Origin of the sequence: Capnocytophaga leadbetteri (genome assembly GCF_003054025.1) — a bacterium.
Taxonomy (GTDB): domain Bacteria; phylum Bacteroidota; class Bacteroidia; order Flavobacteriales; family Flavobacteriaceae; genus Capnocytophaga; species Capnocytophaga leadbetteri.
Genome location: NZ_QBKG01000014.1, coordinates 29,880 through 50,874, shown reverse-complemented (window position 1 = coordinate 50,874; position 20,995 = coordinate 29,880). Strand labels below are relative to the sequence as shown.

19 protein-coding genes are annotated in these 20,995 nt (G+C 41.2%); 4 read left to right on the top strand and 15 right to left on the bottom strand.

Features of this window, described 5'->3' with window-relative positions; all coding sequences use genetic code 11:
* Positions 1-59: 59 nt before the first annotated feature.
* From C8P65_RS09825 to lnt, 3 genes are read right to left on the bottom strand one after another with little or no spacing between them, the layout of a single operon-like run.
* On the bottom strand, positions 60-1,727 hold the full coding sequence (locus tag C8P65_RS09825) for a formate--tetrahydrofolate ligase (protein ID WP_107782654.1): 1,668 nt from the start codon (positions 1,725-1,727) through the stop codon (positions 60-62).
* Between the two features lie 23 nt (positions 1,728-1,750).
* Positions 1,751-3,148, bottom strand: coding sequence for an aromatic amino acid ammonia-lyase (locus tag C8P65_RS09820; RefSeq protein WP_107782653.1), 1,398 nt, complete (start codon positions 3,146-3,148; stop codon positions 1,751-1,753).
* A 16-nt stretch (positions 3,149-3,164) separates the two neighbouring features.
* Positions 3,165-4,769, bottom strand: a complete 1,605-nt coding sequence (lnt, locus tag C8P65_RS09815; protein ID WP_107782652.1) for an apolipoprotein N-acyltransferase — start codon at positions 4,767-4,769, stop codon at positions 3,165-3,167.
* A 109-nt stretch (positions 4,770-4,878) separates the two neighbouring features.
* Here lnt and C8P65_RS09810 point away from each other — a divergent pair, with 109 nt between their 5' ends.
* Together C8P65_RS09810 and C8P65_RS09805 are read left to right on the top strand one after the other, a co-directional pair.
* A complete protein-coding gene (locus C8P65_RS09810) occupies positions 4,879-5,067 on the top strand; it encodes a hypothetical protein (RefSeq protein ID WP_107782651.1) in 189 nt (62 codons plus the stop codon).
* Between the two features lie 18 nt (positions 5,068-5,085).
* The gene (locus C8P65_RS09805; RefSeq protein ID WP_107782650.1) at positions 5,086-5,301 is read left to right on the top strand and encodes a hypothetical protein; all 216 of its coding nucleotides are present in this window, start codon (positions 5,086-5,088) and stop codon (positions 5,299-5,301) included.
* 154 nt (positions 5,302-5,455) lie between these two features.
* Here the strand turns inward: C8P65_RS09805 and C8P65_RS09800 are convergent, their stop codons facing one another.
* From C8P65_RS09800 to C8P65_RS09785, 4 genes are all read right to left on the bottom strand, one after another.
* Positions 5,456-6,316, bottom strand: coding sequence for a hypothetical protein (locus tag C8P65_RS09800; protein WP_107782649.1), 861 nt, complete (start codon positions 6,314-6,316; stop codon positions 5,456-5,458).
* A gap of 37 nt (positions 6,317-6,353) precedes the next feature.
* On the bottom strand, positions 6,354-7,523 hold the full coding sequence (locus C8P65_RS09795) for a leucine-rich repeat domain-containing protein (RefSeq protein ID WP_107782648.1): 1,170 nt from the start codon (positions 7,521-7,523) through the stop codon (positions 6,354-6,356).
* Between the two features lie 48 nt (positions 7,524-7,571).
* A complete protein-coding gene (locus C8P65_RS09790; RefSeq protein WP_107782647.1) occupies positions 7,572-8,471 on the bottom strand; it encodes a restriction endonuclease in 900 nt (299 codons plus the stop codon).
* Positions 8,472-8,576: 105 nt separating this feature from the next.
* Positions 8,577-9,236: a porin family protein gene (locus C8P65_RS09785; protein ID WP_107782646.1), complete on the bottom strand. Its 660-nt coding sequence runs from the start codon at positions 9,234-9,236 to the stop codon at positions 8,577-8,579.
* Positions 9,237-9,559: 323 nt separating this feature from the next.
* On the opposite strand from C8P65_RS09785, the gene C8P65_RS12295 reads away from it, so the two are divergent.
* Both C8P65_RS12295 and C8P65_RS12290 read left to right on the top strand, forming a co-directional pair.
* On the top strand, positions 9,560-10,171 hold the full coding sequence (locus C8P65_RS12295; protein WP_245887388.1) for a hypothetical protein: 612 nt from the start codon (positions 9,560-9,562) through the stop codon (positions 10,169-10,171).
* A complete protein-coding gene (locus C8P65_RS12290; RefSeq protein WP_245887387.1) occupies positions 10,090-10,791 on the top strand; it encodes a hypothetical protein in 702 nt (233 codons plus the stop codon). The genes C8P65_RS12295 and C8P65_RS12290 overlap by 82 nt, the downstream gene beginning before the upstream one ends.
* Positions 10,792-11,271: 480 nt before the next feature.
* On the opposite strand, the gene uvrB is transcribed toward C8P65_RS12290, so the two are convergent.
* From uvrB to C8P65_RS09740, 8 genes are read right to left on the bottom strand one after another with little or no spacing between them, the layout of a single operon-like run.
* Positions 11,272-13,272: an excinuclease ABC subunit UvrB gene (gene uvrB, locus C8P65_RS09775; protein WP_107782645.1), complete on the bottom strand. Its 2,001-nt coding sequence runs from the start codon at positions 13,270-13,272 to the stop codon at positions 11,272-11,274.
* Positions 13,273-13,294: 22 nt separating this feature from the next.
* Complete coding sequence (locus C8P65_RS09770; RefSeq protein ID WP_107782644.1) at positions 13,295-14,572, bottom strand: replication-associated recombination protein A; 1,278 nt, start codon at positions 14,570-14,572, stop codon at positions 13,295-13,297.
* Positions 14,573-14,583: 11 nt separating this feature from the next.
* On the bottom strand, positions 14,584-15,807 hold the full coding sequence (locus tag C8P65_RS09765) for a type IX secretion system plug protein (RefSeq protein ID WP_107782643.1): 1,224 nt from the start codon (positions 15,805-15,807) through the stop codon (positions 14,584-14,586).
* Between the two features lie 29 nt (positions 15,808-15,836).
* Positions 15,837-16,391, bottom strand: a complete 555-nt coding sequence (locus C8P65_RS09760) for a Maf-like protein (protein WP_107782642.1) — start codon at positions 16,389-16,391, stop codon at positions 15,837-15,839.
* Between the two features lie 11 nt (positions 16,392-16,402).
* Positions 16,403-18,265: a penicillin-binding protein 2 gene (gene mrdA, locus C8P65_RS09755; RefSeq protein WP_107782641.1), complete on the bottom strand. Its 1,863-nt coding sequence runs from the start codon at positions 18,263-18,265 to the stop codon at positions 16,403-16,405.
* Positions 18,262-18,768 (bottom strand): rod shape-determining protein MreD, encoded by a 507-nt coding sequence (locus C8P65_RS09750; RefSeq protein ID WP_107782640.1) that lies wholly within the window; start codon positions 18,766-18,768, stop codon positions 18,262-18,264. The genes mrdA and C8P65_RS09750 overlap by 4 nt, the downstream gene beginning before the upstream one ends.
* Entirely contained in the window at positions 18,765-19,601 is an 837-nt protein-coding gene (gene mreC / locus C8P65_RS09745; protein WP_107782639.1) for a rod shape-determining protein MreC, read from the bottom strand. Before mreC ends, C8P65_RS09750 begins: the two co-directional genes overlap by 4 nt.
* The gene (locus C8P65_RS09740) at positions 19,601-20,629 is read right to left on the bottom strand and encodes a rod shape-determining protein (protein ID WP_107782638.1); all 1,029 of its coding nucleotides are present in this window, start codon (positions 20,627-20,629) and stop codon (positions 19,601-19,603) included. Before C8P65_RS09740 ends, mreC begins: the two co-directional genes overlap by 1 nt.
* Positions 20,630-20,995 lie beyond the last annotated feature (366 nt).

Below are 20,995 nucleotides of genomic sequence, written 5' to 3'. Positions count from 1 at the left end.
AAAAAAGAGGCTGTACAGAAGTTTTGTACAGCCTCTTTTTTTTGTTTGTAGTTTATGTATTAAGAGAGTCCGGAGATGATGCCCTCATCATCTATATCCATACCTTCGGCAGCGGGTACGCTAGGTAAGCCCGGCATACGAACGGTATCACCCAAAATAGGGATTACAAAGCCTGCCCCTGATGCGAACTCAAACTCGCGTACCGTTACCTCGAAATCAGTAGGGCGTGCGAGCTTTTTCTCGTCATCGCTGAGTGATTTGGGCGTCTTGACGATACAAACCGGTAATTTATCAAAGCCTAACTTGTTTATCTGCTTAAGCTGGCTAAGGGCTTTGCTGCTGTAATTCACTTTGCTTGCCCCATATATCTTAGTAGCTACGGTAGTTATCTTATCCTCTATGCTTGCCTGGTGAGAGTACAATGGCGCGAAATGACTTTCGCCGCTTTCAGCAATGGCTACTACAGCACGAGCAAGCTCTTCAGTGCCCTTACCTCCTTCACTAAAGCCTTTGCTAACCACTGCTTCTACCCCTTTTTTGGCACATACTTCTTTTACATAAGCAATCTCCTCCTCACTATCGTGTGGGAAATAGTTAATGGCTACTACTGCTTTGAGTCCGAAGTGTTGCACATTTTCGATGTGCTTTTCTAAATTAGCAATACCAAGTTTCACTTTTTGCAAGTCGGGAGTGTTGTATTCCTCTTTTTTAGCGCCTCCGTGATGACGCAACGCGCGAATAGTAGCTACCACTACCACGGCATCAGGGGCTAAGCCTGCTGATACACATTTGATATTAAGGAATTTCTCTGCCCCGAGGTCTGCCCCAAAGCCCGCTTCGGTAACTACATAATCGCCTAATGAAAGCCCCATTTTGGTAGCCAATACCGTGTTTGTACCTTGCGCTATGCTAGCAAAAGGGCCACCGTGTAGGATAGCGGGATTATTCTCAAGCGTTTGTACAAGGTTAGGTTTGATAGCTTCTTTGAGCAAGAGTGCCATAGCCCCCACTACCTTAAGGTCGCGTGCAAAAACAGGAGTGCCATCGAACTTCTTGCCTACATAGATATTGCCTATACGCCTTTTGAGGTCAGAAAAGTTCTCTGAGAGGCATAATATCGCCATAATCTCGGAAGCAGGAGTGATATTAAAACCATCTTCGCGAGGTATACCGTGAGTGCTGCCCCCTAAGCCAACCACTATATGACGGAGAGCGCGGTCGTTCATATCCATTACGCGCTTCCAAACTACAGTGCGCGGGTCGATACCGATGCTGTGGGTTTTGCTTTGTATATTATTGTCAATAACCGCTGAAAGAAGATTATTAGCCTTCTCAATAGCCGAAAAGTCGCCTGTGAAGTGTAGATTGATGTCTTCCATAGGCACTACTTGCGAATAGCCACCGCCAGCGGCTCCGCCTTTGATACCAAATACAGGCCCTAAAGAAGGTTCGCGCAGTACGGCTATAGCTTTTTTGCCTACCTTGTTGAGCCCCTCTGTAAGCCCGATGCTGACAGTAGTTTTGCCCTCGCCTGCAGGGGTAGGAGTAATAGCAGTAACGAGTACTAACTTGCTATTTTTCATCTTCTCAGCATTGATAAGATGCAGGGGTAGTTTCGCTTTATACTTGCCATAAGGGTCGAGGTCGTCCTCACTAATATTTAGTTTCTTGGCTACCTCTCTAATAGGAAGCATTTGTGCCTTTTGGGCGATTTCTAAGTCAGTCATAAACATTAAATTTTATTTATTTCTTAATCTTCTACTTTTTCTCTATACTGATTGAAAAACTGTAGCGTTTGTTCAATATTCTTTTTAAGTGTAGTTGTGCTACCTTCCTCTGCTATAAAATCAAGATAATCTTTAAATATAGAAGAATGATAACGAAGAGGTTTCTTTTTCCAAAGTGAAGTAGCTAAGATAAGCTCAATAGCAATGATTTGTATCACATTTTTGACTATTTGAGAGCATTTGATAGCCGAACTACCACCCATCCCTTTTATATCTATCGTTTTTTCAAAGAGTATAGGACTTTCTATGCTAGAAGGCGTAGAAAGGCGGCGGTTTTCATTGAGTATTCCCTCTATAATACGCTGAAATATAGGGTAATCAATCTCTGTTTCTATATCTTTCCCAACATTGGAAAGCAAGTAAAACACACGGCGTTCGGAGATGTTGCCTAAGCTGGTGAGCGTGATACTGAGAAAATCCATACTTAGGGAAAGAGGTAACGTATGCGAGTTGCCCCCAAAGATAATTTCGCCTTGTTCAGGAAAGAGAATAGGGTTATCGGTTACAGAGTTTATCTCGGTTTTTACTACCTTGCGAATAGCAGCAATAGCCTCGCGTACAGCTCCGTGTATCTGAGGAATAGAGCAGAAAGCTTCTGGCATACTCTGAAAATCTTCAGGACTATCTACTAATGTACTGTCTTTTAGTAGCGTGCGGAGGTGCTGTGCCGTCTCTACTAACCCCTTGTGAGGGCGTACTACCTGCATCAGTTCTGAGAAAGCCGATAGATTGCCACCAAACACTTGAGTAGAAACTGAAGCTACAAAGTCCGCCCACTCTATAAGCTTAAGCGACTCAATAAGGTTGTGCGCACTATAGGCTGTGGTAAGTTGCGTGCCGTTGAGCAACGCATCTACCTCACGCTGACTAAGAGGTAAGGGCTCCCAACCATATTTTGAAGCCAACTCTTGCGCAGAATAGATTTTGTTTTGTATGCATACCTCGCCTTCGCCTATCAGAGGTAGTGAGAGATGTGCTAATGCGATGCGCTCATCAGGAATATCCTTAGAATAAACCACTGGGTATACCCCACTGTTGAAGAAATCAATAAGACGCTGTACTAAAGCAAGACGCACCCCACTAAATCCATACGAAAAGGATTGAATTTTCAGAAACAGCATTATCCTCACTAACTTGCAAGGCAGGCGCTCGCCTATTCCACAAGCATAATGCCTCAATTGGGTGTAGTGCTGCTCCGTGGCCTCGGTCAATGAGCTATCTTTCACCTTTTCAGTGAAGAAAGTATGACACTTTTCGATGTTTAGCACCGCCTCTTCAGAGAGTTTGAGCTTCACATCAGTATTGATAATTGTATCTAACTGCTCCAAAAGGAGTACTTCATTAGAAATATAATGTACCATCTCTATAATAGCTTCTTTAGTTCTTTGATAGTAACCCTCTGCGCTTTACTACAGCACTTAAAAAAATAAAAAATGCCAAGAAATACGCAATGCGCGCAAGGTAATCGCCCATACGCACGTAAAAAGTTACTTCTTCATTAAGGGCAATAGTGCCTTTCAGACTGCCTTGCACACCATAGGGTAGAGTTTGCAGTACCTCGCCACGACCATTAATAAATGCCGAAATACCCGTATTGGCACTGCGCACTACACTACGGCGCGTCTCAATAGCACGCAAACGAGTATAGCTGAGCAACTGCTTGTGTCCCTGCGTATTGCGCCACCACGCATCGTTAGTGAGAATAGCCAAAAAGTTAGCTCCTTTCTTGATATAATCGGTTACAAACTCTCCATAAATCGTCTCGTAGCAAATGATAGGTGCCGCTTTACCCTCAGTCCCTACCCCTGCAAAAGCAGTGCGCTCCGGCTGAGTAGTCTTAAGCGCCACAGTGCCACCCAAATTGATTAGCGTCTCGCCTAATATAGGCTTTAGCACTTGCTGATAAGGGAAGTTCTCTACTGCTACCACTAACTTACTCTTGTGATACAAAGGCACTTCAGGGCGACTATTAAGCAGAAAAGCCGAGTTGTAATCATTGTACCATATATTATATTGGGGTAAGTAGTTGCTTTGCAAGGTAGTACGCGCCTTATCAGTAATGAACTCAATCATAGCAGTACCCCCTACCCAATTGAGCTGAGGATAGCGATATACCAAAGTGCGCAATATAGCCACCTCTTGGGTATAAGGCAGTTCTTGCAACTTCACATTATCAGCAAACACAGTCTCAGGAGTAACGATAAAATTCACTTCTTTATCCATCTTTACCTCAGCCAATTGTACTAATAATTGCGCTACTTTAGCATTACTAAAGTCATATTTCTCTTGATAAGGGTCGATATTAGGCTGCAAAGCAATAGCTTTAATAGTCTTTTTGCCCTCTTCGGAGTAGTTTTGGTATTGAAAATACGAAATAAGCACCGGCACAGCAAATAGAAGGGTCGCCCCTCCTACTCTTTTGGCAAGTAGCGGACGGTTTTTATCCGATAAATAATCCTTTATTCCTATAAAAAGCACTATATTCACCAACCAAACCCATAGCGTACCCCCAAAAGCACCTGTATATTCGTACCATTGTATCCACGTTATTTGTTCAGAAAAGACATTTCCTAAGTTAAGCCAAGGCCAAGAGACATCCCACCACAGGTGAAACTTCTCAAAAGAGAGCCAAATGCAGACCAAAAAAATAAGCGATACTTTTGTTGAAAGCCTTTTAGCTACAAGGTGATACAACAAAAAGGTAATGGTCATCAGCAAGGTATTAGCCAAAATAGCAAAGACAGCCCCTATTTGGGTGGAATACCATATCCACCAAGTAGTAGGCACATTCCACACCAAAAAAGCCAAATAGCTAAGGGCAAATACTTTCCGCTTGGTGTGCTGATAGCGTGTTCTAACGCGCAATTCCATCAACAACAAAGGCACTAAAGCAATGAATATCAGAGCAGTAAAACCATAAGTAACCCACGACCCAGCAAGCAAGCCCCCAGACAATAAGGCTAATAAAATATTCTTTTTCATACGATTTAAAAATACGTGCCAAAAGTAAGCAATTATTAGTTAATGCGCAAATTTGTGTATTCTGTTTTAATTTATTATTTTTGTCGCATTAAAAAAACCAATTAGAGTTATGAACGATGAATTAGAAGAAATTGACATTGAAATTCAACGTCTAAAAAAGAAACTGTCCGACTATTTAAAGTTTATCAAAATTTTTGAGGAACACCCAGAAAAAACAGAAATACAAATTAATATAATGCTGGATGACCTACATAAATTATTAGAGAAACGGAAAACAATAGAAGGTGATGAGTACTAATCTAAAACTGTTATTAAAATGGATACACTGAAAAAAGATTTACAAAACCTAATGCTTCTTTCTGGAAGTAAAGACTTTGAAGACCGATTGTTACAACTAAAAAATACTTACACCACTGAGAAAGAACAGTCTTTTATTTACGAGTTTTTTCTTAATGATATGAAAGAAACACATCAGTCTATAAAAAAAGTATCAGAACGATTGAATGCTATAAAAATAGCAGAAGCTGTTTAATAACCAAAGCACCGCTTAACATTGTGTAAGCGGTGCTTTAGTTTTAAGGTTGCTATAGGTTATTTAGCAGTTATATAACTCTGATTATAAGGAAGTGCTACTCTATATTACTACAATAGCTAATAGATAGTATTCCCTTTTTGTACCTCTATAATTACTTTTCTTTGGTGCAGTCCACTAACGTTATAGGAGCTGCTATCACCGTCGCAATATAAATAAAATTCTTCATTTTTTCCTGATGTTTAATATCTTCTTCTTCTGATTCAAAAAGAATCTTTAATGACCGGATCATTATAATAAGTTCTTCAAATAGCTTTACAATATCGACATAAATAAGGAGGTTCTTTCTTGGAATCCCTAATCTTTTAGCAAGCTCATCTAAATCAATCTCCTCTCCACCATTAGTTATAGGCAAAACGGTTAAAACAACAAAAAAATTTTCAGGGGTAACACCCGAAGCTTCCATTTTTGACTTAATTTTTGCTACAAGCTCATCAAGAGTGATTGCAGGAATTTCTGCTTCTCTACTCTGAATAAAACGAGAATTAAATAGTGGGAATAACCACAGTTCTGCAAATAAATCAATAATAATAGTTCTAAGTTTTTGTATCCTTTTGGGAGTATTTTCATCCGTTTGAGGAAGTTCTTTTTCAACCAATCTAATATCGTGAACAACCCCATTTATTGGTTTCTTAAAAAGAAGATTCCATCGTTCTTTATCTAACTGGCTACGTAGATACTTTGCTACATAGTACTCTATGAGAGTTTGGGGAGGAGTAAATGTATAAGGACTAGTTTCAAAAATATCAGGTTCGTTATATTGGTCTGCAATATTTGCACATTTTTCCAATAAAACAGAAAGGTCAATTTCTATGTGGTGATAACCATTTTTCACATAGTCCTCAGTACCATCAAACACTTGAGTATACCCCTCAATTATACCTTTTGGCTCAGGAAACATCATCTTTTTCCTTTCATCAAATGTTCCTTTTATTGATCCTATTAATGATGCCATTTTTATTATTTTTTACGTTTAACAAATTTTCGTAATTCTACTCTTTAGCCTTAATTGTAAAACCTGTCCAACTCCAACTACTTTTATAAGCATTTAAACTATTAGCTGGTACATAAATAGTAAAATTGAAACGAAAAGAAACCTCATGTATACTATCTATCAAATTTTCTAAATTTGGTGGAGTTGTAGCTTCAAAAGTAATAGATTCTAATCCTGAATGATGAAAAATATTTTTCCCTATTTTTATAACACTACTAGGTATTGTAATGCTTTTTAATGAACGACACTCATTAAAGGCATATTCCCCTATTGAAATTACATTATTAGACATTTCTATTGTTTCTAATGCTTTAGAGTGCTCAAAAGCTCCATTACCTATTTTTACCACACTATTAGGTAAGACTATACGTTTTAAAGAATCGCAGTTAGCGAAAGCATAATTACCTATTGTTCCTAATTTATTTGATAGTGTTATGGTAGCTAAACTACTACATTCTGCAAATGCCTCTACTCCTATTTCTATTACATTATTAGGAATAATAATACTCTTTAAAGAAATACATCCTTTAAAAGCCTCCTTACCTATATTTTCAAGACCTTGTGGCAACACAACCTCTTTCAAAGTAGTATAATCCTCAAACACAGCCGGATCTACTGATTTTATTTTACTTAGCTGTTTATCTGCCTGCATATCTATCTTGGTAAGATTCTTATCAAACCATCGTAATAATCTTTTCTTATCAGGACTAAGTTCGTAGGCATTAGATGAGATACTATTTTGTCCTCCTGATATATCAGCAGTTTTATCCCCCCATCCTTTATCTGTTTTAGGCCCGTAGAAAGTTTTAGTCTTAGTATCAAAATACCAATCACCTATCGCTCCTATTTCATCAGAAGGTTTCCCTTCGCCTGTGTATATTTTAGTACCATTAGCTCCAGGATCTCCTTTATCGCCCTTAGCTCCCTTAAAGTCTTTAAGACTCACAGGGGTACCCCAACCTTCAGCGGTTTTAGGCCCATAGAGGTCTGAGTTCTTCTCATCGAAATAATAATTACCAATAACACCTAATTCAGGAGCAGGTGCTCCTTCTCCTCTAAGTGTCTGGTTAGCTATCTTAGCAAGTAATTCTTTTTGTTGGTCAGGTGTGCAGTTAGTAACTGCAAAAGCCGAAAGCATCGCCATCGCGATAAAAATAAGTTTCTTCATTTGTTTAGATAAAAATTAATATCAGTTATGATTTTTCTATAATATTATTTATTCGTTTGTGCCTAAAAAGTATATAGGGTGTAAAGGTAGTAGCTTTCTATCTTCTAATGATAAGTTGCCGTAATACGTTTTCCATAGTTCTACAAACTTAGTAAAGTCTATAAGCTGTATATGCTTAGTATTATTATGCGCCTCAAGTTTTGTATCAGAGGTAAAAGAACTTGAAGTTACAAAAATGCCAATATCTGTACTCCTTTTCAGAGCTCCTGCCAATTGTTGTACAGCTGGAGCTGAAACTTTATTATCATCAGCGTAATGTTTTACTTGTACAATAATACGCGGAGCTTCTACCCCCAGCGGGTCTTTATAGGCTATAATATCAACACCCCCATCTTTACCTTTCTTTGCCACTTCTGCTATATAATAGCCCATAGCTTTTAGTAGTGTAGCTACTAAATTTTGAAATTCATAAGGGTTTTTAGCTCTAATAAAAGTATTTATACCTTCTAAAGCCTTATCTTTAAAGGTTTCTAAAATGGCTAATTGTGCTTGCGAATTAACCTCAGCATTAGGCTCTTCCACTTCAGCTTCGGCATTATCTGAAGATTGCCATTCTTTATATTTTTGTTTAATAACTAGTAGCAGCTTTTCAGCTCCTTTCTTCATAGCCTCTTCTCCTTCTTGAGTCAAACTCCAAACTCCTGATTCTTTAAGTAGAAAACCTGCTTTAGTACAGTTAATGCTATAGAAGTTAAGTATCGTCTCCCATCGACGTGCTCCTGATTTCTCAAGAAAACTATTAGAATACTCATCTGAAGAAAAAATAGGAGCTACCCTACTGAGTAAATCTTTTTTAGGCAATCCTTCTGGTTCTTTTTTTAGAATTTCAAAAACTGCATAAATTACTTTTTGTGCTATTTGCTTTGTTTTTGATGTGTCTTCTTTCATAATCATTCTTTTTTTAGTTATAGATAAAAAGACTGTGGTATTTTTTTGTTAAGGTACTTTTTAAACATCTTTTTAACAAAAATCTACCACAGTCTTTTTTATTGATTAAAATTTATAATCTACTCCTATTTGTATAGCGCGGTTTTTTACAGTAGTATCGATGTCCTTATCTGCCATATTACCCAAGCCTAATACAAAGTCAGCATCTACAAATAGTCCCATTGGCAAATTGTATTCAGCTCCTACACCTACGCCAAAATCAAAACGTTTGTTAGCTTCTAATTTTTCTGTCTGACTTCCTACTTTAGACTTAACATTTGCTAAATAACCTAAATTTACCCCTACTTTAGGGCGGAAACCTGCTATATCATACTTCAGCCAAATAGGTACATTTAGAAAGTTTAAAATAAGAGAAGTATCTTTAGATTCTGTAGTACGCTCATCTACTACCACTTTAGTAGCATTGTTTATAGTCTTACTTTCTGTTTTTTCCAAGGTAGCCCCTTGTGATGAATAAGCTATCCCTGCTTCTACAAACAGTTTATCAGTAAAGCCGTATTCAGCAAATGCCCCAATATGAAAACTGGGTCTGAAACCTGTTGTTTGTTTAGTAGTAGTGGTAAAACCTGCTCTCGTCATACTCTGTTCAGAAATAGAAACAGTAGAGAGATTAAGACCTGCTTTAGCTCCAAATTTTATTTCTTGAGCACTAACAGCACCAATAGTTGCAATAGCAACTGCTACGGTTGTAATAATTCTTTTCATTCGAAATGCTATAAATTAGTTAAAAATATTATTTTTAAAAAGTACCTTGCTAAACATTATTTTTATAGAAATTTTGCCGCAAATCTACACCCTCCCCAAAAAATATAAAAGTCCAATATTTTCCAATTGAAGTGTAAAAGTTTTGTCCAAATTTGTACAAATAAAGTTTTTATTATATTTTTGCTGCCCAGAAATTTTTTCTCTTACCCCTTCCCTTTACATTAGATATAAGAACACTATAGGATGAGCGAAGGTTGAGCGAAGGATAAGCAAAAGATGAACATCTAATCATCATATAAAAATCAGAAAAATATCCTATCAAAATGAATTACCAAGAGCATATTATACGACTACAAACAGAAGTAAATCGCACTTTTGGGCGCACCGTTACCTCAATGTTCGATTTTGAACTATTAGCCGAAAAAATACACCTCTCTACCCAAACGCTACGCCGTTTTTATGGCAAAATCGATAAGGACAAACAGCTGAGCGCCGCAAGCCTCAACCTAATTTGCCAATACATAGGTTTTGCCGACTGGGAGAGTTTTTGTGCCCAACCCGATACCCCTAAGGTGAATGTACACCAGCTTATCAACGCTTTCTACGATACCGTTGCCTACTCTGGGGCTGCTTTCTTCGACCCCAAGCTGCGCGACACCCACGAGGCATATGCCGAACTTATCATCAAAGACCTACCTTATGCCCACACTTTTTTAGAGCGTTATAAAGACTATCCCGTTATCACCCAATCGCTCTACCCGTGGTTCCCTTACTACGACCAAATGGCACAGCGCAGCTATGTCCAGCTTATCGAAGCCTACTTAGCTACGGAGCCTTTAGAGCACTTACGCGTTTGTCAGAACTCTTTCCTTGCATATGGGGCGTTTTGCGCCGCAAACGGGGGGGGGGGGGAGGAGAAACCCTCACCGCAGTAGAGAAATACGTCAAAAACGCCGATAAATACATAGATTCGATATATCGAGACTACCCCGACAGTTTCTTTCATTACCCCGAAACGCGCTATACTATTGCTAAGGTAGCACAAGCATATCTACAAGGCAATGAGCAAGAGGCTATTAGGGTAGCCGAAGCCGCGCTAAACCGCAACTTACGTGCTAAGCCGTTATACGTATTTGGCGAGTACTTTCAGACGCCCGACATATTAGTATCTAAGCTCTGCAATGCCCTTATATGGATGGGAAAAATAGATTTTGCTATAGAGATTTACAGTACTTTTAGCGAGGAACTTTTCCTAACGAAAGACCCCGTAGAACATCAGTCGAAGAACTTTGTATACGAACGCGACACTAATTTTGCCGCACAGACTGTAGAGATGATGCACCTTTTTGATGAGAGTATTCCACTTTTAGAATCGAAACGACAACCGCATTGGAAGACGCAACATTATGAAGAAATACAGCAGTGGCTTATAGCGCTAAAGCGAACCGAGAAGCAGAAGTTCTCTGAGCGAAGAGCTATCAAAGAACATCTTTATAGTTTAGGGAAGAAGCTAAATTATGGAATAGTAGAAAGCTTAATTGAAAGATTTAGTTAGATGAAATTGTAATAGACAGTTGTTTATTTCAGAAAAAGTAGTATCTTTGCACTTGTAAAATCTTTTTAAGAGATGTAGGCAGAGGGCTGCAACCCCCTGCCTAACCCCTAAAATAACTTTCTTAGCATTTTCTTTAGTGAAAAGCTAATAAGCATTTCAAAGGATTTAAACTTAATTTGGATTACTAAGTTAATCTCTTAAAATAATTTCAAAGAACTTGCCCTCTTTGCATAGGCATTATTGACTTTCAATAACGTTGCAAAGATAAGAAGTTTATCTAAAAGATTAGAAAACTTTAACAAAAAAAGCACCGCTTAGATACTAAGCGGTGCTTTTTTATCTATTAACGCAAGTTTATATAAGGTTTGTGATACCTTAAACCTTATAACTAAACACTAAAAGTCGTAAGTACCTATTCCCCTTTGGAGGGGGCAAGGGGGAGGTTTTATTACTCAAGGGCTACCTCCTACGAAGCGCTTTCTACTGTTTCAGCAATTCATTTAGTCGGGCAATTTCATCGCGGTATTGGGCAGCTTTCAGAAAATCGAGGTCTTTAGCGGCGGTCTCCATAAGTTTGCGAGTCTCCTTAATTTTCTTCTCTATCTCTTTGGCTGTCATATATACTGCCTGAGCTTCAGCCGCTTGCCTATGAGCAAACGAAGGGTCGTAATGAAACTCGGTAATGGGACTCTTGCTAAGGCTGTTCTCTATCTTCTTGTGCAGCGGCTGTGGTGTGATGCCGTGTGCTTTGTTGTAGTTCATTTGCTTTTCACGGCGATAGTTAGTGTCGTCAATAGTGCGCTGCATACTGTCGGTTATCTTGTCGGCATACATTATAGCCTTGCCATTTACGTTGCGCGCTGCCCGTCCTACGGTTTGGGTAAGCGAACGCGTAGAGCGCAGAAAGCCCTCTTTATCGGCATCGAGAATAGCCACAAGCGACACTTCAGGCAAGTCTAACCCCTCGCGGAGGAGGTTTACCCCTATGAGCACATCAAAAAGCCCTTTGCGGAGGTCTTGCATAATCTCTACGCGCTCCAAAGTATCGACATCGCTGTGTATATAACGGCAGCGCACCCCTATACGAGTAAGGTATTTGGTGAGTTCCTCAGCCATACGCTTGGTAAGGGTCGTTACGAGTATGCGCTCGTCTTTCTCTACACGCACTTGTATTTCTTCCACAAGGTCGTCTATCTGATTCTGGCTTGGGCGGACTTCTATCTCGGGGTCGAGCAGCCCTGTAGGGCGTATCACTTGTTCTACATACACCCCTTGCGCTTTTTGTAGCTCGTAGTCGGCAGGGGTGGCACTCACGTATATCACTTGGTTTTGAAGGGCTTCAAACTCCTCGAACTTCAGCGGACGGTTGTCCATAGCTGCGGGCAACCTAAAGCCGTATTCTACCAAGTTTTCCTTCCTACTGCGGTCGCCCCCATACATAGCGTGCACTTGGGGCATCGTAACGTGACTTTCGTCTATTACCATCAGAAAATCATCAGGAAAGTAGTCGATAAGACAGAACGGACGTGTACCTGCCTCACGACCGTCTAAGTAGCGCGAGTAGTTCTCAATACCTGAGCAATAGCCCAGTTCGCGTATCATCTCAAGGTCGAACTCTGTGCGCTCTTTCAGGCGTTTCGCTTCCAAAGCTTTACCCGATGCTTCAAAAAACTCCACTTGCTTCATCAGGTCTTGCTGAATGTTCCATATCGCCTTCTGAAGTATATCCGGCGAGGTAACAAACATATTAGCAGGGTAGATATTGAGGCTCTCGTAGTGGTCTAATATATGATTGGTAGTGGGGTCGAATTGCTCTATTTCTTCAATCTCATCGCCAAAGAAGTGAATGCGAAAGGCGTTATCATCATACCCTGGGAAAACGTCTAACACATCGCCTTTGATGCGGAAATTACCGTGCCTAAAGTCAGCCGTAGTGCGGGCATAGAGGCTCTGCACAAGGCGATGCATCAGCTTAGTGCGCGGCAATATATCGCCTCGTTTAATAGTGATAACGTTCTTCTGAAATTCCACAGGGTTACCGATACCGTAAAGACACGACACTGAGGCAACCACCAGCACATCGCGCCTGCCCGATAGTAAGGCAGAGGTAGTACTGAGGCGCAGCTTTTCTATTTCATCATTAATAGAAAGGTCTTTTTCAATATAAGTACCTGTGGTAGGAATATAGGCTTCGGGCTGGTAATAATCGTAGTACGACACAAAGTATTCCACCGCATTATTAGGGAAGAAAGCCTTAAATTCGGAATAAAGTTGGGCAGCAAGAGTTTTATTATGGGCTAATACGAGGGTAGGGCGTTGTATCTTCTCTACCACATTAGCGATAGTAAAAGTCTTGCCCGAGCCTGTAACGCCCAATAGCACTTGGTATTTATCGTCTTTTTCAATACCCTCTACAAGCTGTTGTATCGCTTGAGGCTGGTCGCCCATAGGGGCAAAATCGGAAACTATAGAGAATTTCATTTTTAGTCGTTAGGTATTAAATTTAATAGCCGTATCTGTTACCCCAATGTTTTTTCAGATACTCTCTTAGGGCATTTTCGCGAGGGTTATCAGAAGGCTCGTAAAAAGTCTCTCCTTGCAATTCGTCAGGTAGGTAATCCTGAAAAGCGAAATTGCCCTCATAGTCGTGGGCGTATTGATAGTCTTTGCCATACCCCAGCTCTTTCATCAGCTTAGTGGGTGCATTGCGCAGGTGTATAGGCACTGATAGGTCGCCTGTTTGTTTTACCACCTGCTGTGCCTTGTTGATAGCCTTGTACGAAGCGTTGCTCTTAGCCGATGATGCCAAATAAATAGCACACTGACTCAATATAATGCGGGCTTCAGGATAGCCGATGGTCGTAACTGCCTGAAAAGTATTGTTAGCCAAAATCATAGCCGTAGGATTGGCATTACCTATATCTTCGGAAGCCAAAATGAGCATACGCCGCGCAATGAACTTCACATCTTCACCTCCTTCTATCATTCGCGCTAACCAATAGACCGCCCCATTGGGGTCACTACCACGTATCGACTTGATAAACGCCGAAATAATATCATAATGCTGCTCGCCAGTTTTGTCATACAGCACCGTATTCTTCTGCACGAGGTGTAGCACACTATCGTTAGTTATTACTACGGGCTGTCCTTCGGGGGTAGCATTCACAATAAGTTCAAAGGTATTGAGCAACTTGCGCCCGTCACCCCCCGATAGCTTTAGCAGCGCTTCAGTTTCTTTTAGCTGTATATCTTTGGTCTTTAGCACGCTATCTTTAGTGATAGCATTTTGTAGTAATTGCTCTAAATCCTTGCGCTCAAAAGCGTTGAGTATATACACTTGGCAACGCGATAGCAGCGCAGGAATCACCTCAAAACTAGGGTTTTCGGTAGTAGCCCCAATAAGGGTTATCCAGCCTTTTTCTACCGCCTGCAGTAGTGAGTCTTGTTGGGTTTTATTGAAACGGTGAATTTCGTCTATAAAAACAATAGGGTTTTGAGTGGTGAAGAGTCCCCCGCTTTGTTTGCTTTGCTCAATAACCTCGCGCACCTCTTTAATGCCCGAACTGATAGCACTGAGGGTATAGAAAGTGCGATTACTCTGATGAGCAATGATGTTTGCCAAAGTAGTTTTGCCGGTACCAGGAGGCCCCCAGAAGATAAGCGAGGGCAAGAAGCCACGCGCTATCTGTTGGCGCAAAGCACCCTTCGTGCCTACCAAATGTTCTTGTCCCACATAGTCTTCAAGGGTAGTGGGACGCATACGTTCTGCAAGTGGCGTCATCTGATTAACAATTATTTAGTAGCTCCCACCCCTACTACTTCGTCATAGAGAGCACCAGGAGCGCGATAATATACTAATATGATATACGTATTTTCGGTTTGATAGAAGTTGCCTCCTATCTCATTGAAGTCGATAGTGCGCCCCTCTTTGGTAGCGAACTTATAGTTGTAAAAACCTTGTTTGAGTAGTACTTGCCCTTTGAAAAGACCGTCCTTTTCATCATAGGTAAGTTTGTATTCGTCTCGAAGCTCATAGTTGCTAAACTTGCCATATACATACACCTCTTTGCCCCAAAAAGTCGATTTGCCTTCTAAGGCGAAATGCACTTGGGTATAGTCAGCTTCGTTGGCAGGGTTAGCCCCATTGACAGTAGTGATAAGGAAGTCGCCATTGATGTCGGGGTAATAAGTATAGACACTATTGGCGCGACTGACATTAGTAAAAAGATAACTACCCACAAGGCGATCGCGGGTAAAACGCGCAATACCCGAAGCCGCTACGCGTATATCTTTGCTGTCGAAATAGAAATACTCATTACCTGCCCAGAAAGCCGTCTCGCGGTCGTAGCGATATACCAGCTCATTACCGATGATATATTGCGGTTTAAGCCCCGTGATAGCGGTATCCCAACGGTAATTTTGCAATATAGCCACCTTTACGGCTACTTGTGGATTGTCGAGTCTAAAATCTTTCTGATTGATGGTGAACTGTACCACCTGCTGCGTGTCGTAGTACTTTAGGTCGCGAGCGCGCTTTACCTCAGCCGGCACGTTTACCTGAGGAGTATAGACCACAAACCGACGCGAAAAGAGTTCGGTGCCATAGCTGTCGGTTATAGAGAGTATATAGTTGCCACTGAGGGTCAGTTGGGTAAGTTCATTAGGGAAAGTAAGGCGGTAGTGCGAATAGCTCTGTAGAGTGCCATAAGAGTTGCTTTCAGGCTGTATCGGCTGATTGTCAATCCCTTTTAGGTATTCGCTTTTCATCAGAGAAGAAGCAGACCAATCGGCATTGCAATGGGTAATTTTATAGTAGTAAGTCTCCTCATTCCCTCCGAGGTCGTCAAACTGCAAGCTAAACGACTCATTGCTGCGCACAATAGGAAATTGGTTCTTATCATTACCATCGGCTTTAAAGATAATCGTTTTTATATAATCAGGGGGCGTTTTCTCTACTAACAACTCCTGCGACAGCATCGCCCAAGGAAATAAGAGTATTAAAAGAAGTTTTTTCATATTTTTCTATTTACTAATTTATGAATTTGCTAATTGACAAATTGGCAAATCAGGTGCGTAGGCAGTCCCATTACGTTGTTATAAGAGCCCTCAATAAAGGTTACCCCTATATGTCCAATCCATTCTTGTATGCCGTAAGCGCCTGCTTTATCAAAAGGCTTATATTTTTCAATATAGTGCGTTATTTCCTTATCGGTAAGCTCTCTAAAAGTTACTTTTGTAACGCAGTGATGCGTGCCCTGAGCGTCATTGGTAGTAAAACACACCGAGGTAATCACCTCGTGGGTCTTACCTGAGAGCGAACGCAACATTGCAAAGGCATCGGCAGCATCTTTGGGTTTGCCAAGAGCTTTACCCTCGTGCCACACAAGGGTATCAGAGGTCAGCAGCACACAGTTAGGAGGTATTTCGCCTGCAAAAGGCGTGGCCTTTAGCTCTGCCAAATAATCAGTGATTTGCTCGCGCTGCAAATGAGCGGGATAGGTCTCTTCTACTGGTTTGAGTACTACCTCATAGGGTATATCTAATTCTTTCAAAAACTGCTGACGCCGCGGTGAGCCTGAAGCTAAGATTATCTTTTTCATTATTACTCTTTTTACTGGTTGATATAAAACTTCTGCCCCAGATAAGGCTTTAGGTATTCGTGTTCGAGACTCTTTTCGAGCATTTGTCGCTCAAAATCGCAGCGATATACCTCTCCTTTCAGGTATTTCTCTATCATTAGCGAGGCAATAGGCCCTGCTACACGCGCTCCGTAATACCCATTTTCAACAAAAACCGCTATGGCTATCTTAGGATCTTCAACAGGAGCCAAAGCTACAAATATAGAGTGGTCAGTTAGCTGCATACGCTTGCCATTTACCCTGATAAAGTTCTCCGCCGTCCCTGTTTTAGCCGCAATATTTATGCCATCTATCTGCGTACGCCGTGCCGTACCGGCTAAGTACGCCATATTCATTCCTCTGATAATAGGGTCGAAATGTTTAGGGTCGATGGTAGTATGTTTAGGCACCGTATATTCCTTGAAAGGAGTTACCTTATTGTCTATCTTCTTCACAATGTGAGGGGTGTAGTAATAGCCCTTATTAGCTATGGCTGCCATTACATTAGCAAGCTGTATAGGGGTGGTGAGTATCTCACCCTGCCCAATAGCATTCGAGATGTTGGAAGTGCCATTCCACCGCCCTTTGCCGTATTGCTTGTTGTAGAGGTTGATGTCGGGCACCTTCCCAGGGGTACCTGTAGGCAAATCAGAACCTAAGAAGTTACCGAGCCCAAAACTCTTCACGTGGGCAGTCCATTTTTCCATTCCCACTTCCGAAGAAGTTTTCATATCGATAGCCCGCTTATAAGTATTGGCAAAATAGGCGTTGCACGATAGGGCAATACCGTATAGCAGGTCATTAGAACCGCGTCCGCAGTGGCAACGCATTATATGCCCCCCGTAGCGATAGCCCCCACCGCAACTGAAAACGCTTTGAGGAGTAATTACCCCCTCTTGCAGCCCTATAAGAGCATTGACCACCTTAAAAGGCGACCCTGGGGGGTACTGCGCCAATAGCGTGCGGTCGTATAAAGGTTTCCCTATAGAATCATTGTAGAGAGCCGTGTAGTTCTTAGAACGGTCGCGCCCTACCAACAGACTGGGGTCAAAAGAAGGCGCCGATACCAAAGCGAGTATCTCGCCCGTCTTAGGCTCGATAGCTACTATACCGCCGTGCTTGTGCTGCATCAGCAGCTCGCCATAAGCCTGTAGCCCAATGTCTATGGTCAGTTGTAGCGGTTGCCCCATAATAGGCAAGGTGTCGAGCGCTCCATTTTTATAACGCTCTATCGCCGCATTGTGTTTGTCTTTTTGGAAGTATTGTACCCCTTTTTTGCCGCGCAAAAACTCTTCGTACTGCTTCTCTACCCCACTGCGCCCAATGAGCTCTCCCGCCAGATAATAAGGGTTCTTCTTCAGTTCCCACTCGTTTACCTCACTGATGTAGCCCAACACATTACCCGCGTTATGGGTCAGATAGCTGCGCAGCATTCGCTTTTGTATATAAAAACCCTCGAATTTGCGCATCTTCTCTTGTAACACTGCATAGTCGGTGTTAGAGAGCTGATGCACTATTACTGATGGTTTTTTGCGCGAATAATCTTTGGCTTTCTGTAGTTTTTCGGTGAAATCAGCTTTTGAGAGTTCTAATAAGCTGCAAAGTTCGAGGGTATCTAAGTTCTTCACCTCACTGGGTATCACCATCACGTCATAAGCAGGCTGATTAGAGACCAGCAATTCGCCATTGCGGTCGTATATATAGCCGCGTTCGGGATAGTCGTATACCGTTTCGATAGCGATATTGTCGATACCAGAAGTATTCTCATCGTGATAAAACACTTGCAAGAAGAATAAGCGCAAGATTATCACAATGGTTGTAAATAATATGATGAATGGCAACAGAAATTTTCTCATTTTTTACTTTTACTAAACAGATAAATGTATAGCAAACAAACAATGATGGTGAATACTGAGGCACAAATGATTTTTACAAGGGTAATCAGTACGTGATTAAAGTTGAAAATCTCTAAAAAATAGAATAATATGTGGTGTAACACCACCATCAGAGTGGTATAACTAAACACTTTGGTAAACGGATAGGCCAAAAGGTCTAACTCTTGGTACTCAAAATTCTTGCCAAACACAAGGTGCAAGATAGGCGAGCGCCAATAAGCTATAAACACACTACTGGCAGCGTGCAAGCCGCCTGTATTAGAAAACATATCTATACAGAGCCCCAACAAAAATGCCGTCAGCAGATAGGGTACCCTATTCTCTCTATAAGGGGCTGCCAATAGGTAAACGATGTAAATCATCGGGTTTACATACCCCCAATAAGCTACATTGTTAAAAATAAGCACCTGCAACAGTACCAATACTATAAAGAGAAATGTATTTTTTACTATAGGGTGATTCATTTGGTGTTTTGTTTTTCAATTGCCTTTACAGCAGTACGGTTGGTGTCTTCGATAATATATACATAATCGAGGTTAGACATATCGGTAAAAAGCTGTACATCGATAATGTAAGTATTATCATGCTGACTTTTCTGATAATGTACTATTTTGCCAATAGGTATTCCTTTAGGGAAGATGTTAGACATTCCCCCAGTTACTATAGTATCGCCGTATTGTATAGGCGCTATATTAGGGACTTCCAATAGCTGTACTTTATTGAGTGCTTGGGTATCCCAATGTAGCGAACCGAAATGGCGGGTGCGTTTTATCATCGCATTAAGGGCTGATTTAGTGTTTAGCACACTTTGCACGGTAGCAAATCGCCCCGAGGTATTCTCAACTATCCCCACAATCCCTTGTGGCGACACTACCCCCATATCTTGCTTCACTCCGTCATTGCTACCTTTGTCTATCGTTAAATAGTTTTTGTGCAATCTGAAGCTATTCTTTATCACATTGGCAGTAAGCACCTTGAAGCGCAAAGTATCAGCGTGAGCAAAGGTAAGCGAATCGGTATGAGATAAAGTGCTGACCTGCTGCTGTAGCTGCAATAACTCTTTGCGAAGCGTGCGGTTTTCCTCGCTGAGCAACTCGTTTTGGCTTCTGAGGTTGAAATACTGCACCCAATAGTTAGAAAAGCCATAGAGTTTGCCACTAATAGCATTAGCCGAATGCAAATAAGCACTCTGCGAATAGTAATTGCTTTTGAACACCAAACTAATAGCTACCAAAAACAGCGTCAGAAACACTAGAAAGTCCCTTGAGCGAATAAAGAACTGTATGATTTTATTCACTATTTAAGCAATATACTCTTAAATTTATTAATATTCTTTAGGGTGATACCGGTACCGCGTACTACTGCGCGCAATGGGTCTTCGGCAACGTATACAGGCAAATCGGTTTTGAGCGAAATACGCTTGTCTAACCCGCGTAGCATCGCGCCACCGCCTGCCATATAAATACCGGTGTTATAGATGTCGGCAGCAAGCTCGGGCGGCGTTTGCGAAAGCGTTTCCATAATAGCGTCTTCTATACGCAAAATAGACTTGTCTAACGCTTTTACCATTTCGCGGTACGACACTTGTACCTGCTTAGGTTTGCCGGTTAGCAGGTCGCGACCTTGCACCATAATATCTTCTGGTGGCGAATCGAGATCTTCGATGGCTGCCCCTACTGTTATTTTGATATTTTCAGCCGTACTTTCGCCTACGTATAGGTTGTGCTGAGTACGCATATAATGCACTATATCAGAGCTGAAAATATCCCCTGCTATCTTTACAGACTTATCGCAAACGATACCGCCAAGTGCAATGACAGCAATCTCGGTAGTTCCCCCCCCTATGTCTATAATCATATTACCTTTAGGCTGCATAATGTCGAGCCCAATACCTATTGCGGCTGCCATAGGTTCGTGTACTAAGTAAATATCTTTTCCGTTTACACGCTCGCACGACTCGCGTACCGCACGTGTTTCTACCTCGGTAATGCCCGAAGGGATACACACCACCATACGGAGTGAAGGCGAAAAGAAACGCTTTTTAAGAGCAGGAATACTCTTGATGAGCATACTAATCATCTGCTCAGAAGCGTCGAAATCGGCGATAACCCCGTCTTTTAGCGGACGAATAGTGCTGATGCTAGGGTGTGTTTTCCCCTGCATAAGGCGCGCTTCTTGCCCTACGGCTATAATTTTTTTAGTGTTTCTATCTAAAGCTACGATAGAAGGACTATCCACTACTACCCTATCATTATGGATAATTAGGGTGTTAGCAGTACCCAAATCAATGGCTATTTCTTCTGTTAAGAAATCAAAAAAACCCATATTATGTACTTTCTATTAATGTATATATCTTGATAATCAGTTATTTAAGTGTTTTTAGGACACTATTCTTAGCGGGTGCAATTTTACGAATTTTTTTTGAGATGAGCAAAAAAGACATAAAATAATTTGCCAATTAGCAAATTTGTCAATTAGCAAATTTACTAATTCAGATTTTTTTTCTTTTGTACTTACCCTTTATAAAGGATATACCTACCCTTTAGGATGAGCGAAGGATGAGCGAAGGAAAGTCGGCGAGCTAACGCAGCCGAGTATGTGACGAAAGATTACCGAAAAATAACTATCTAATAAATTGTCAAACGCCAGAAAAATATTCTTTGAGGTATCAAAATAATTTCATATATTTGC